Here is a 14318-nt window from a genome sequence, read left to right as displayed (position 1 = left end):
CTAATAATCCTCCCACGAGTTGTATTTCAAAAATTTCCGGCAGATCACGTATTTGGACGCGGATTGCCGATTCAAGCCTTCCAGCTGCAGAGCCGTTTGAATGTAGCCCGGAATAAATTCATCAAACTTCACTTCCAAAATGATGAGATCCTCATCAATTGCTTTCACCGGAGCGAGGGTCGGGTCAAAAATATCTACCGCATGCAAGCCGGTTCGAAGATCCTTGTCGAACGTAATCCGAACGTTGCCGTTATCGCATACGTAAGGCTCGCGGACATAATCCACGATAACTTTTGGACGGAGCAGCTGATCCTTCATTTCGTGATAAATTTCCATGAAGAGCGGCTTGTCCGGCACGTTCAGCACTTCATAGTCACCTGCCATAATACGGTCGTACATCGCTCTGGTAAGCGGTTCCTTCAGCTTGGCAATGTAATCCATCCGTTTGAGCTTTTTCTCAAAATGAATCACTTTGTCCTTGCCGTTATAAATGCGGATCCGGTATTTCTTCCGGTCGCGAAGGCCGCCTAACTTGTCATGCAGCGCGCTGTTGTAAATATCGTCGAAGTACAAGCTCCGGATATGATATTCGCCGTTTCGGCTGGTATGTTCATCGGGCAGCATCATATTCCTTAACCGCTGGCGGATCGTATAATACTGCAGATGATTAATGAAAAATTTCAGCTCATGCCTGAATTTGAGTTTGCTCATTTCGTTTGTACACCTCGTTTCTCGCCTCAAACGTCTTTACATTCCGTTAACAAAACTTATTGTATAGGCTGATTCTGATTCCAATCTTAATGCTGGCTGAAAGAATGCTGAATGTAATGTCGGGCATGACAAAAAGGCTATCCCGGCATGAGGCATGTCGGAATAGCCTTATTCAGTTCAATTCAGTTCTATTGAAGGAGCGGCAGTCTGACCAGGAACGTACTGCCCGAGCCCGGAATGCTTTCCACCTGGATGGAGCCTCGATGCATCTCTACCAGCGATTTGGTGATGGCGAGGCCAAGTCCTGTTCCGCCGCTTTTGCGAGTACGGGAAGATTCGCTCCGGTAGAACCGCTCGAACAGTTGGGGGAGATGTTCTTCGCCGATGCCGTTCCCATTGTCCGTTACCGTAATGACAGCTTCTTCATTATCCTTGGACAGGTTAAGAGACACGATACCGGCAACCGGATCAGTATGCTGAACGGCGTTAAGGAAAAGGTTTAACACCACCTGCTTGATCTGATCGGGATGCCCGGCTACCGGAATATCGGGGGCAATTGTCAATTGAACGGTCCGGCTTCCGCCAAGCAAGCGAAGTTGGGGTTCCATGTCTTTGAGAAGCCGGTCCAGAGAAATCTCGACGCTAACAGGTGCCGGGGCTTGATCAAGCTTCGCCAGAAGCAGCAAATCTTCCACAAGCTTATTGATGCGTATCGACTCCATTTGCATGCTGCTTAGAGCAGATCTAAGCTGCTCCGGATTTGCGGCAGCACCTCTTAGAAGAACCTCAATAAAGCCATGAATAGACGTAAGCGGCGTCCGCAATTCATGTGACGCATCCGCGATGAATTGCCTCATCCGTTCCGTTGTCGCGCGCTCCGCCTCGAAGGAGAGGTCAAGACGTTCCATCATTCCGTTAATGGCGAGCGCCAGCTGATCTACTTCCAGCTGTCCTTGATGTATGGGCAATCTTTCGTTCAAGTTTGCGGCATCGGTCTGGCTAACGGAGGTTACGACACTGGATAAGGGCTTAAGCGTTCGGCGAAGAAGCGGGATGTACAAAGATAAACCCGCAGCCAAGGCAAGCACGGACAAGCCAATAAAGATAGCAAGCTGCGTCATCAGAATTTGCTTCAAAGATGCCGTATCGGTTCCGGCCTGAATAATGCCGTCCGGATGTCCGGGAGGGCCGACCACATGCAGCACCACAAGCTGCTCCGTACCTTCGCTATCCGTCATAATCCGGTAGGTGCCGGGCTTATCGGGCTTCCGAATGAGCTCTTTATATTGCTCAGCCGAAAGCTTTGGCGCTCTCAGCTCGTCCCCGCGCGAGAGATCGGTTAATTCGCCTTCGAGATTTATAGAAGCAAGGGATAAGCCGGGCTGATAATAAAAAGGGGCCGGGAACCAATCCGGAGGAAGCGAAATGACCTGCGCGTCCAAGGCTTCGGCTTTATTTTTATACTGAAAATCCTTCATCAGGACATATTGCAAAATGCCGATCATGAAGAGGAGAGCGGCTAGTACAAACAAGGAACGCTGAAGCAGTTGGAACCGGAGCGAGCGGGGGAAGAAAAACCGCTTCATGCCAGATCCATCCGGTAACCTACTCCGCGAAGGGTACGGATGAGGCGATGTTCTTTGTCGCCCAGCTTCTCCCGCAAGGAACGGACATATACCTCGACGATGTTTTCTTCGCCGCCAAAACGGTAGCCCCATACGCTATCGAGAATTTGAGCTTTGCTCAGTACAATGCCGTTGTTGAGGATAATATATTTAAGCAGCTCGTATTCGGTAGGGGAGAGTTCAAGCGACTGATCCCGATAGATCAATTCCTTCTTCCGGTCATTAATGCGAAAAGGTCCGTAAGCGGCTTCTCCAAGCAGACTTGGGAATTGATTTCGAAGGCGGGCTTTAATCCGGGCTAGCAGCTCTTCGAAGCTAAACGGCTTGACGACGTAATCGTCAGCGCCCAACGTGAGTCCCTTAACCCGGTCTTCAATTTCATCCTTGGCGGTAAGCATGATGACGGCGACGTTTGCGCCGGTTTCTTTGAGCGCCTGGCATACTTCGAACCCGTTCATCCCGGGCATCATCACATCGAGAATAAGGACATGCGGCTGAAACTCGGCGGCTACCTTTAAGGCGGCTTCGCCATCCAACGCCGTGCGGATCTCAAATCCTTCATTTAATAGTCCAAGCTCAAGAAATTGTATAATTGGCGGCTCGTCATCGGCCACCAATATTCGGATACGGTTCATTGTTGCACCTCAATTGCTCCATTTTGTCTACTTATTATCGGCGTTTTGCGTCATTTTTTCCTTAATCGCAGATAAAAAAACTGCCTCCCGTTCGGGAAGGCAGTTTCTATGCAACGTGAATTAAATCGAAAGTGTTTGGCCCGGCTCAAGGAGATGGCCTTTCAAGCCCTTAGCTTCCAAGGCTTGAATGAAGCTCTCCGCATCCTGGCGGATAACCGGGAACGAATTGTAATGAACAGGGATGGTTACCTTCGCGCCGAACCATTCAGCCGCCTGCAGAGCATCTTCAGGACCCATCGTGAAATGATCGCCAATTGGGATGAGAGCGACATCGATGTTATGGCGGTCGCCGATCATTTTCATATCGCCATACAATCCTGTATCGCCGGCATGGAGAATGGTTTTGCCGTCTACCGTAATAATGAAGCCGCCTGGCATGCCGCCATAAATAATGCGCTGCTCTTCAGCGATGGTAATGCCGGAGCTGTGGAAGGCTTGAATCATTTTCGCTTTGGCAAAGCCCAGATCAACCGTGCCGCCGATGTTCATGCCAATCGTATCAAGGCCTTTCCAGGACATGTATGTAGCAAGCTCGACGTTCGCAACCACTTTTGCGTTGTTTGCTTTGGCAATCGGCTCAGCGTCCAGAATGTGATCCATATGGGCATGGGTTAGCAGGACGGCATCGACTTTAATATCTTCCGGTTTCGCTACGGCAAGCTCGTTGCCTCTTAAGAAAGGATCGATCACAAGCGAGTTGTCACCGGAAGAAATTTGTACGCAGGAATGTCCGTGGAAAATGATATCGGTCATGGGTTAAGCTCCTTTAAAAGTTTGGTGGGAAGTGAGTTTAGTGGAACAAAAACGGCTCCACCAAACTTACTTCGAAAGCATAATCTTAGTTTTGGTGAACGAGTTTGGTGGTAAGTTTAATTCGTACGCTAGACGGGTCCGTTACGTAAGCCTCGCCGTCTTGCTGATCGACGGCAATGCCCGCGGCCAGAAGACGTTCCAGCGCTGCGGATAACGTTCCGGAATCCGGATACACAATGGTGTAATAGTCCAGGCCAGTCGAACGCGGCGATGGAGCGGGAGCGCCGATGCCTGCCCAAATGTTCAGTCCCAGATGGTGATGATAACCTCCGGCAGATACGAACAAGGCACGCATTTGCTTGTAATCGCCGACAACATCGAAGCCAAGCAAGCCTGTATAAAAAGCTCTGGATTCCTCGATGCCGACGGTATGGAGATGGACATGGCCCATAATGGTTTCAGGCGGCAGTCCTTTGGTAATTGGTTCTTCGCCGGCTTCCTGCAATAATCCTTCCCAGTCTACCGGATCGGTCGCCATCTCATAATCGCCGTTTGCGTCGCGTTTCCATTCCGATCTTGGCCGGTCAGCATAAATTTCAATGCCGTTATTGTCAGGGTCAGAGATGTACAAAGCTTCGCTAACCAGGTGATCGGCTTGTCCAAGCGGAATGCGGTGCGCAATAAGCCGTTTAAGTACGATTCCCAGCTCTTTGCGATTAGGGAGAAGCAAGGCGTAGTGGTACAGACCGGTCGTTCTTCTCCGCTCTGGAGCAACAATGGCATCAGGTATTTGCTCGAGCAATACGAGAGCGGTCTTGCCGTCAGCCGTTAAGGCGGCAGAAGCGTCTGTCTTTTCGAGAATCCGCAAGCCTACGACTTCAGTGTAAAAACGGAGAGACTGTGTCAGATCGCTGATTTTAAGCTTTACAGCGCCTAAAGTTGTATCGGGGTGTATGCTTATGGACATGATAAAGTTCTCCTCTCTGTCAGTTACTTTTCGTAAATAAATATAAAATATATATTTAGTGGTGTCAAGTTTAGGGTTTGCGCCTTGGTTAGTTTGGAATAATAAGGCGAATACGATACACGGTTGTGAGATTTAGTGGCATCAGGCACAAAAAATAAAAGACGACGACTCAAAAGGAGGGATAGAAATTCAAGGCTTTGGGTCTCACGCTAGAGATTTAGATGTGCGACGGTTTAAGGATTGGAAGCTAACGAAACGACGTAACGCTATTTGCTCGATATCAACGCATTTTCAAATCTAACGAAACCTCTTATTGCTATTTGATGCATTTACTCGTCTTATGACTTCTTATCAGCTATTTAACGTTACCAGGTTTCGTTAGATTCTGTAGAAGACTGATTTTCTGCAAATATGGTTACTACGTTTCGTTAGCACAAAAAAGAAGGGGCTGTCCCATAAGTCATGTAAATGACACGATGGGACCAATTGCCGATAACCATCATTACAGATGCAGGTTATGGAAGTGAAGAGAAGAAAGCAGCAAGAGCAAAAATAGCACTGCAAGGGTAATCCCCTACAGTGCTATTATGCGAGCCATCTTTACAGTGAGCGATCACCTTTTTAGACGGCTCCCTACCTTATTATTTAATAAGACCGGCATGTACAAGACCTTTGCGGATTCCGCTGTCACTTACATGCGTCGTAATGTAATTGGCGAATGGCATTAATTCCTCGTGGGAATTGCCCATCGCGATGCCGAGGCCTACAACCTCCAGCATTTCTTTGTCATTCAGGCCATCGCCGAAGGCAACGGCTTCTTCAGGCGCAATATTAAGCAGTTTCAGCAACGCTTTAATCCCCTGTGCTTTAGAGCCGTCGTTCGTAAGAACGTCCATGGCGGTCTCGTGCCAACGGATGAACCGAAGTGCCGGGTTAGCTTCGCCGTATAGATGTTCTTCGTCTGCGGTACAATGCAAGAAGATTTGATACACGTCTTCCTTTTGCCAGAATTCCGGATCAAAGCCGGGCTGGGCAACGCGAAGGGAAGCTACGGAATTAAAGACATGAGGATGGGATTCCGTGTTGCGGTAGAACGAATCATGTCCTTCGAATACTAGCGTATGGTTATGCGTCGCGGCGTGGTTAACCAAAGCCTCCACGTCTTCGCGCGGAATCGGGCGGCGGTAGATCGCTTCGCCTTTGTACACCACGTACGCGCCGTTAAGGCTGACGTAGGAATCAATGCCAAGCTGCTCGGCAATCGGAGCGAAAAAGTAAGGTGCCCGGCCCGTAGCAATAACAGCGGGGACGCCGCTTGCTTGAAGTTCGCGGATGGCGTTGATCGTATCCTGCGGGATTTGTTTTTCTTCATCTAATAACGTGCCGTCAATATCAAAGAACGCAATTTTATAAGGCATAGCAAGCTCTCCCATTCTCCTAAATATACGGATCATCTATATATGGACGTACTATACCATCGAATTCCGATATTAGGCAAGCCTCGGGAGGCTGGAAGAATCACCAATAGGTTCTTAACAGCGCGATCTTGTCGCTCAGCAAATCGTTAATCCGCTGAAGCTCCTTGATTTCGTTCTGGACGCGGACCTGGTATTGCTCCAAATATTCGCATCGTTCCCGATAACTTGTGTGCTGACCGCCGATAAACGCCGTGGTTTCGATCCCGATTCCTCTAAGGTACTTCACCAACAGGATCCAATCGATGTCGTCCTGGGAATACTTCCGATAATGATTGGAATCCCGGGCGACGGGCTGGAGGATGCCGATTTTTTCGTAAAAGCGCAAGGTGTCCTTGGGGAGCCCCGTTAGTTCTACGGCTTCCCGGGTCGAATAATATTTTTCCTGTTCCGGCATTCAAGTGATCTCCTCTTGCTGTAGAGTTAACTCCACCCTTTATATTAATGAATATCATTTCCTAATGTAAAGGAGTCGAACCCATTGAATAACATTCCACATAAGCATCGAATTGCCGTCGTATCCGGCGGAACGTCGGGGGTAGGAAAGAAAACGGCCATGGATCTGGCGAAAAATAAGGTTGAAGTCATCCTGCTGGGCAGAGATAAAGCGAGAGGAAATCGAGTAAGGGACGACATTATCAAGGAGTCCGGGAACGGCAATGTAACGTTCTACCCGATCGATCTGTCCTCCCTGGACGAGATTCGAGGTTTCCGTCGCGTTCTGGAAGCCAAATACGAGTTTATCGATATTCTCGTCAGTGCGGCAGGGGTGATGTTCAATGAGCTGAAATTAACCCGCGAGCACCATGATCAAAATTTCGTTGTTAATTATTTGTCCCATTTCTGGCTGATCAACGAACTGATTCCGCTGTTGAAACAGGCTGAGCAAGGGAGGGTGCTCATCGTTGGAGCGCTGCCGTTTTTTATCAACCATAGCAAAGTTGAGCTGCCTACGCCTACTGCTACCGATAATGGAACCAAATACAGCGGTTTAAAGGTCGTTGGACAATCCCTCGTCGCCAAGGTGCTGCTTACGGTTGCGCTCCGCGAGCAGTTGAAGGACACAAGCGTAACGGTAAATATGTTCCATCCGGGCTACGTGACGGATTCGAACTACGGAGCGGACTCCTCGTGGCTCGCGAAACGTCTCGGTGCGCTTGCCGGACTTCTATTGTCCAAGAAAAATAAGCCGGTTGGCATGGAATTGGCACTGGATCCGAAGCTCGCGAAGGTAAGCGGGCAGTTGTTCAACGAGAAACAACAGATCGTACCGCTATCCGCCAAGTACACCAAGGAGAAGGCGGACGAGCTGTGGGCGTTTAGTTTGAACTTTGCTCGATAACCATTACTCGCACCTTAAATCGCCGTAAAGAAGTAGGAACTAGACGCATTATGCGATATAATGATGTGAGGTTCTATAATTGGGAAATAAGGAGAATGCACGCAATGGAAAAAACATTGATTTTCGGGCACAAAAATCCGGATACAGATACAATCTGCTCCGCGATTGCCTATGCTGATCTGAAAACAAAGCTTGGTTTCGAAGTAGAAGCCGTACGCCTCGGCGATGTTAACGGAGAAACGCAATATGCACTAGATACTTTCAATACAGCGGCTCCCCGTTTTGTTGACTCGGTTGCAGGCGAAGTGAATAACGTCATTCTGGTCGACCATAACGAGCGCCAGCAAAGCGTTTCCGATATTGAACAAGTACGCGTGGTTGAAGTAATCGATCACCACCGGATCGCTAACTTTGAAACGGCGCAGCCATTGTACTTCCGTGCGGAGCCAGTTGGCTGCACGGCTACAATCCTGAATAAAATGTACAAAGAAAACGGCGTTGCGATCGACAAAGAAATCGCTGGCCTGATGTTGTCCGCTATTATCTCTGATTCCCTTCTGTTCAAATCGCCAACTTGCACGGAGCAAGACGTTGCGGCAGCTCGCGAGCTGGCAGCAATCGCCGGCGTTGACGCTGAGGTTTACGGCCTGGAAATGCTGAAAGCCGGCGCGGATCTTCGCGACAAAACAATCGAGCAGCTTCTGTCGCTTGACGCGAAAGAATTCTCGATGGGCAGCGCAAAGGTAGAGATCGCGCAAGTTAACGCGGTTGATACAAATGATGTACTGGTTCGCCAAGCGGATCTGGAAGCGGCAATCAACGACACTATTGCGAAAAAAGGTCTCGACCTGTTCGTACTTGTTGTAACCGACATCCTGAACAGCGATTCCGTAGCTCTTGCGCTGGGTGCCAAAGCTAACGCGGTGGAGCAAGCTTACAACGTATCGCTGGTAGACAACAAAGCGGTTCTCAAAGGCGTTGTGTCTCGTAAATCGCAAATTGTTCCGGTACTGACCGAAACTTTGAGCAAATAATAACAGCTCAGAGTTTCTGGTCACTGACCGAAACTTTGAGCAACTAATGCTATTATATAGAAGAAAGAGGTTGTCCCCTTGGCGGGACAACCTCTTTTTAGTTCAACCACAACACCATCTTTTCCTCATCCCAATATTGTTCTCCGGCCTTCATGGCATTTCGTTCAACGCCGTAGACTTGGAATCCGCAGCTGGCGTACAGCGCTCTTGCCGAAGGATTATCCGTAATGACGGATAGCTGGATCTGCTCGAGGCCAGGCAGAAGGGAGGCTTTGCGGATCAGCTCCGTTACGAGCTGCTTGCCGATCCCTTGACCGCGCATCTCGGGCGCAACGTACATGGCGTAAAGATTGCCTTTATGCACGATTTTCGTTCGCTTCTCTCTAACGAAAGTAACCATGCCAACTAGCTTATCCGCTTGAAAAGCTCCAAGCGTGAACTTGTCTTCCTCCGGCCTGATCTGCTCCCGAATATCTTCAATCGGTCTGGCTGCTTGAAGCTCATACGTCGTAAGGTAAGCCTCAGGGGTGTCGAGCAAGGATTGCAGCCGCAGCTCATGGCAACGTTCCGCATCTTGTTCATTCAGAATTCTGATCTTCAAAGGTAACCCTCCCAATTGTGTTTCCTGACATATTCCATGAGCCATGCCTGCAGTCCTTCGCCGTAAATAAAAAAATGGCTGAGCGTTATGCCCAGCCATTTCGATGTTTCATTATATTAGCTCACTACACGACGTGCAGTAACGTATTTGCTAGCCCAATAAGAGCTGCTCATGTCGGATACGGTAACGCCTTGGCTTGTGGAGCTGTGAAGAATTTTTTTGGAGCCGGCATAGATCGCAACATGGCTGATGCTGATGCCGTTTGTACGGAAGAACACCAGGTCACCTGTGCTCAGTTCGGTTTTTGGAACCTTTTTGCCAACGGCTGCTTGCTCGCTTGCCGTACGCGGCAGGTTTACTTTGAGGCCGGCAAACATGAATTTCGTGAAGGAGGAGCAATCAAAAGCATATGTAATGCCAACTGGGGCACCGTATTGGTAAGGGACTCCTAAGTAGTTTTTGCCTTCGCTGATCAAAGCCAGCGTTTTAGCTGTTGCAGCATTTGCATGGTTTGTTGTTGTTCCAAGTGTAAAGGCCGAAGCGGCGATTGTTGCTAGAAGGCTAAGCGTCATTATTTTTTTGAATGCTTTAAGTTTTTTCATGGTTGTATGGTATCCTTTCGTTGATAAATTCATTCCGTTCGGAATTCCATTTTGTCTGGATTTACTATAACACAACCGAAACAACACAATTTTTTACAATTAGAGAAAAAGAGCTGGTTTTATTAAGGGTTTTCATCTTTATGAAAAAATAATGAGAATCTGTTAAGAAACGCTCTCATAAAAGCCTCCTCATATTGACGGGGGCCTTTAGGGTGAAATATAATTAGGTAGCCTATTATTAATAGTGGTAAAATAATTGGTGGCTTACATAAAATGAGGTGATGAAATGTTAGGCGGTGGAGAAGAGACCGCGGCGAGAAAACTAATTGAAGTGTTCATGCATTTTAACAAAGTGAACTGGAACCAGCAGCAAGTGGATCTGAAGCAGAAGCATAGCGAACTTCGGCTGCTTGTTGTCATTAAACGAATGGACATCATTGCTAAAGACGGGGTCAAAGTATCCGATTTAAGCAAGTTTCTGCGCGTAACGTCACCAACGGTAACACAGATGCTTAACCGGTTGGAAGAGATGGGCCTCATCGCGCGGAAAGAAGATCCAAAAGATAGAAGAGCGGTGCGGGTATCCTTAACAGAAGAAGGAGAGTTAACGGCCAAGAAAGCTTTGCAAGGATTTATGGACCGTATGAACGGACTTGCCGATTACTTGGGTGATGAGGATACCGAGCAGTTGATCCGCTTGCTTAAGAAGACAACTTCTTATTTCGAACAAATGAATCAGAGCGATTCGGGTGGAGATGATTAATTTATGTTGAAACTGTTCCGCTATTTGAAGCCTTTCCGGCTTCTGGTTGTTGGGGTATTGCTATTCGTCTTCTTGCAGACGTTATCCGATTTATATTTGCCGACCTTGATGGCGGATATTGTGGATAAAGGGGTCTCGGTAGGCGACAAATCTTATATTTGGAAAATCGGCGGCTACATGCTGCTTGTTGCGGCAGGTGGCGGTATATGCTCCGTGCTGGCCAGTTATTTCTCGTCCAAATCGGCAATGGGGTTTGGTCGTGACGTTCGTACGAAAGTATTCAAGCATGTTGAGAATTTCTCGCTGCAAGAGTTTGACAAGATCGGAACCGCTTCCTTGATCACCCGCACGACGAACGATATTACGCAAGTTCAGCAAGTGTTGATCATGATCTTGCGGATGATGATTACCGCGCCAATGATGTGTATCGGCGGTATCATTATGGCGATCTCCAAAGACGCCAAGCTGTCGCTTGTGTTTGTTGTCGTTATTCCGGTGCTGGCAGGCGCAATCTTCCTCGTTGTCCGCAAAGGGATTCCGCTCTTCAAAGCGATGCAAACGAAGATTGATAAGCTGAACCTGGTCCTTCGCGAAGGGTTGACGGGGATTCGCGTTATCCGCTCGTTTGACCGCATCAATCATGAAAACAAGAAATTTGATGCCGCTAACGCGGATCTGACGGATACGGCGGTACGCGTCAACAAAATTATGGCGGTATTGATGCCGCTAATGATGCTCATTATGAACATTTCTACTATTGTTATTATCGCAATCGGCGGAATCCGAATCGATCATGGCAATATGGAGATTGGTTCCCTGATGGCGTTTATCCAATACGGCATGCAGATTATGTTCTCGCTTCTCATGATGTCGATGATGCTTATTATGATTCCGCGCGCTCAGGCATCGGCTGTCCGTATTAATGAAGTGTTGGAAATGGTACCTACGTTGTCCGACAAAGCCGTAACGAAGAAAAACAACGGCAAAGAAGGAAATGTGGAATTCCGCGGAGTTACATTCAGCTATCCGGGTGCGGAGCAACCAGCATTGTCGGATATCTCGTTCAAGGCCGGACCTGGCGAGATAACAGCTATTATTGGCGGTACCGGAGCGGGTAAATCAACGCTTGTCAGCCTGATTCCGCGTTTCTACGATGTGGATGCCGGGCAGATCATCATTGACGGCGTAGACATTAAAGACATGTCGCAAGAGGATCTCCGCCACAAGATCGGATTTGTCCCTCAGAAGGCAGTTCTCTTCACGGGAACGGTAGCCGATAATATCCGTTATGGCAAAGAAGAAGCGTCTGACGAAGAAGTGAAGCATGCGGCCGCTATTGCCCAAGCTTCCGAATTTGTGGGCAAGATGGAGCAAGGCTATGATTCCATGATCGCGCAAGGCGGCAATAACGTGTCCGGCGGACAGAAGCAACGTTTGTCCATTGCGCGGGCGCTTGTTAGAAGGCCGGAAGTTTACGTGTTTGACGACAGCTTCTCGGCGCTGGACTTCAAGACGGACGCGAAGCTTCGTGCTGCCCTGAAGTCGGAAGTCGGCAATGCAACCGTGATGCTGGTTGCGCAGCGCGTAAGCACCGTTATGGATGCCGACCGGATTATCGTGCTGGATGAAGGAAGAATCGCTGGCATCGGCAATCATAAAGAGCTTATGCAAACTTGCGACGTCTACAAGGAAATTGTATCGTCGCAGCTGTCAGAGGAGGAGATTGCATGAGCCAGCCAAAAGGAAATGCCCGTCCCGGCGGACCTGGAGGACCGGGCGGTCCAGGCAGAGGTCCAGGCGGATTCGGGATGCCTGTTCAGAAGGCGAAGAACTTTAAAGGAACGTTGTTCCGCTTAATGGCTTATTTGAAGCCACATCAAACGAAGCTGTTGCTCGTTCTGTTAACTGCGATCCTCAGTACCGTGTTCAGCATCGTGAGTCCGAAAATCATGGGTCATGCCATGACAGATCTGGCAACAGGCTTTTACGGTAAGGCAAACGGCGGGCCGGGGATTGATTTTGATTCGATTAACCGGATTTTGCTGATTCTCGTTGTGCTGTACATCATCAGCTCCGTATTCAGCTACATTCAGCAATATTTGATGGCGGGCGTAGCCCAAAATACCGTTTATGATTTGCGCAAGCAGGTGAACGCGAAGTTCAACCGGCTGCCTCTGAAATATTTTGACTCGAAGTCTAATGGTGAAATTCTGAGCCGGGTCGTCAACGACGTGGACAATATCGCCAATACGCTGCAGCAAAGCTTAACCCAGCTGATTACATCGGTCATTACGCTGGTCGGTATTATCGTGATGATGCTTACGATTAGCCCGCTGATGACGCTTATTGTGTTCTTGACCATTCCAATCAGCTTGGCGGCTACCGCTGTTATTGCCAAACGTTCGCAAAGATATTTCGTGAAGCAGCAAGCGGAACTTGGCAAATTGAACGGTCACGTTGAAGAGATGTACACCGGTCACAAGATTGTTAAAGCTTTCGGCCGCGAACGCGAATCGATTGAGAAATTCGATAAGATGAATAATGAGTTGTACGATGCCGGCTGGCGCGCTCAATTCATCTCCGGCATTATTATGCCGATCATGAGCTTCATCGGAAATATCGGGTATGTCTTCGTCAGCATCGTGGGCGGTATCTTGGTAACGAGACGCGTGATTGAAGTCGGGGATATTCTTGCTTTCATTCAATACACAAGACAATTCACTTGGCCGATTACGCAGCTGGCTAATATCTCGAACGTCATTCAATCGACGATTGCTTCCGCAGAACGCGTCTTTGAATTGCTGGACGAGGAAGAAGAAGTGCCGGAAGCGAATCCGGCGAAAAACCTTACTCGTCCGAACGGTTCCGTTCAGTTTGATCATGTCAACTTCGGTTATACCGCTGAGAAAACGTTAATCGAGAACATGAACATTGACGTGAAGCCTGGACAGACCGTTGCGATCGTAGGTCCAACCGGTGCCGGTAAAACAACGCTCGTTAACCTGCTCATGCGCTTCTATGAGCTTAATGGCGGGAAAATTAAGATTGATGGCGTAGACATAACGGATTTGAAACGGAGCAATTTGCGCAGCATGTTCGGGATGGTTCTACAAGATACTTGGCTCTTCAACGGAACAATTCGCGATAATATCGCTTATGGGCGTGAAGGCGCGACGGAAGAGGATGTCGTGAATGCAGCGAAAGCGGCTCACGCCGATCATTTCATCCGGACGTTGCCGGACGGTTACGACACGATTCTGAACGAAGAAGCTTCAAATATATCGCAAGGGCAAAAACAATTGCTGACTATTGCCCGCGCCATCCTGGCGGATCCGTCCATTCTTATTCTGGATGAAGCGACTTCCAGCGTCGATACTCGGACTGAAGTCTTCATTCAGAAGGCGATGGGCCATCTGATGGAAGGCCGAACCAGCTTCGTCATCGCCCACCGTCTGTCGACGATCCGCGACGCCGACCTCATTCTCGTCATGAACCAAGGCTCGATTATCGAGCAGGGCACGCATGAAGAGTTGCTGGAGCAGGGCGGTTTCTATGCGGATTTGTATAATAGCCAGTTTACGGGGAAAGCGATTGAGGCTGTTTAGGGCGTTGTGGTAGAGCAGGGACTACGGATTTGTATCTCCTTCCGGCCGCGGTTATCATTCTGAATATTGAACTTGTTAAACTAATGATTATTCAGAATGATAAAGGCGAACGTTACACTCCTCCAGCAGATACAAACCCTCCATC

14 protein-coding genes and 1 pseudogene are annotated in these 14318 nt (G+C 48.7%); 6 read left to right on the top strand and 9 right to left on the bottom strand.

The features are described 5' to 3' along the window. The 5 genes from QQK89_RS18580 to QQK89_RS18560 all read right to left on the bottom strand — a co-directional run bounded on the left by QQK89_RS18580 (nt 1) and on the right by QQK89_RS18560 (nt 4751). Nucleotides 1-711, bottom strand: coding sequence for a polyphosphate polymerase domain-containing protein (locus tag QQK89_RS18580; protein ID WP_284240131.1), 711 nt, complete (start codon nt 709-711; stop codon nt 1-3). Nucleotides 712-899: 188 nt separating this feature from the next. Continuing rightward, a complete protein-coding gene (locus QQK89_RS18575; RefSeq protein WP_284240130.1) occupies nt 900-2297 on the bottom strand; it encodes a sensor histidine kinase in 1398 nt (465 codons plus the stop codon). Further along, the gene (locus tag QQK89_RS18570; protein WP_284240129.1) at nt 2294-2971 is read right to left on the bottom strand and encodes a response regulator transcription factor; all 678 of its coding nucleotides are present in this window, start codon (nt 2969-2971) and stop codon (nt 2294-2296) included. The genes QQK89_RS18575 and QQK89_RS18570 overlap by 4 nt, the downstream gene beginning before the upstream one ends. A 120-nt stretch (nt 2972-3091) precedes the next feature. Continuing rightward, nucleotides 3092-3784 (bottom strand): metal-dependent hydrolase, encoded by a 693-nt coding sequence (locus QQK89_RS18565; protein ID WP_284240128.1) that lies wholly within the window; start codon nt 3782-3784, stop codon nt 3092-3094. A gap of 85 nt (nt 3785-3869) precedes the next feature. Further along, nucleotides 3870-4751, bottom strand: a complete 882-nt coding sequence (locus tag QQK89_RS18560) for a VOC family protein (protein WP_284240127.1) — start codon at nt 4749-4751, stop codon at nt 3870-3872. A gap of 169 nt (nt 4752-4920) precedes the next feature. Between QQK89_RS18560 and QQK89_RS18555 the strand changes: the two are divergent. Beyond that, a pseudogene (locus QQK89_RS18555) lies at nt 4921-4992 on the top strand (transcriptional regulator); the annotation flags it as partial. Between the two features lie 400 nt (nt 4993-5392). On the opposite strand, the gene QQK89_RS18550 reads toward QQK89_RS18555, so the two are convergent. After that, entirely contained in the window at nt 5393-6169 is a 777-nt protein-coding gene (locus tag QQK89_RS18550) for a Cof-type HAD-IIB family hydrolase (RefSeq protein ID WP_284240126.1), read from the bottom strand. Nucleotides 6170-6269: 100 nt separating this feature from the next. Beyond that, the gene (locus tag QQK89_RS18545) at nt 6270-6623 is read right to left on the bottom strand and encodes a MerR family transcriptional regulator (RefSeq protein ID WP_284240125.1); all 354 of its coding nucleotides are present in this window, start codon (nt 6621-6623) and stop codon (nt 6270-6272) included. A gap of 84 nt (nt 6624-6707) precedes the next feature. Here QQK89_RS18545 and QQK89_RS18540 point away from each other — a divergent pair, with 84 nt between their 5' ends. Together QQK89_RS18540 and QQK89_RS18535 are read left to right on the top strand one after the other, a co-directional pair. Beyond that, on the top strand, nt 6708-7568 hold the full coding sequence (locus QQK89_RS18540) for an SDR family NAD(P)-dependent oxidoreductase (protein WP_284240124.1): 861 nt from the start codon (nt 6708-6710) through the stop codon (nt 7566-7568). Between the two features lie 104 nt (nt 7569-7672). Then, a complete protein-coding gene (locus QQK89_RS18535) occupies nt 7673-8602 on the top strand; it encodes a manganese-dependent inorganic pyrophosphatase (RefSeq protein WP_284240123.1) in 930 nt (309 codons plus the stop codon). Nucleotides 8603-8699: 97 nt separating this feature from the next. Here the strand turns inward: QQK89_RS18535 and QQK89_RS18530 are convergent, their stop codons facing one another. Then, on the bottom strand, nt 8700-9203 hold the full coding sequence (locus tag QQK89_RS18530) for a GNAT family N-acetyltransferase (protein WP_284240122.1): 504 nt from the start codon (nt 9201-9203) through the stop codon (nt 8700-8702). A gap of 116 nt (nt 9204-9319) precedes the next feature. Next, entirely contained in the window at nt 9320-9805 is a 486-nt protein-coding gene (locus tag QQK89_RS18525; protein WP_284240121.1) for a C40 family peptidase, read from the bottom strand. A 286-nt stretch (nt 9806-10091) separates the two neighbouring features. Here QQK89_RS18525 and QQK89_RS18520 point away from each other — a divergent pair, with 286 nt between their 5' ends. Genes QQK89_RS18520 through QQK89_RS18510 form a run of 3 tightly spaced genes read left to right on the top strand, consistent with a single transcriptional unit; the run spans nt 10092 to nt 14173 of the window. Further along, complete coding sequence (locus QQK89_RS18520; RefSeq protein WP_284240120.1) at nt 10092-10568, top strand: MarR family winged helix-turn-helix transcriptional regulator; 477 nt, start codon at nt 10092-10094, stop codon at nt 10566-10568. A gap of 3 nt (nt 10569-10571) precedes the next feature. Beyond that, a complete protein-coding gene (locus tag QQK89_RS18515) occupies nt 10572-12299 on the top strand; it encodes an ABC transporter ATP-binding protein (RefSeq protein WP_284240119.1) in 1728 nt (575 codons plus the stop codon). Next, nucleotides 12296-14173, top strand: coding sequence for an ABC transporter ATP-binding protein (locus QQK89_RS18510; protein WP_284240118.1), 1878 nt, complete (start codon nt 12296-12298; stop codon nt 14171-14173). The genes QQK89_RS18515 and QQK89_RS18510 overlap by 4 nt, the downstream gene beginning before the upstream one ends. The last annotated feature ends 145 nt before the right edge of the window (nt 14174-14318 follow it).

Source organism: Paenibacillus glycanilyticus, from assembly GCF_030161375.1.
Classification (GTDB): Bacteria; Bacillota; Bacilli; order Paenibacillales; family Paenibacillaceae; genus Pristimantibacillus; species Pristimantibacillus glycanilyticus_B.
This window is presented reverse-complemented; position numbering and strand designations above follow the sequence as displayed.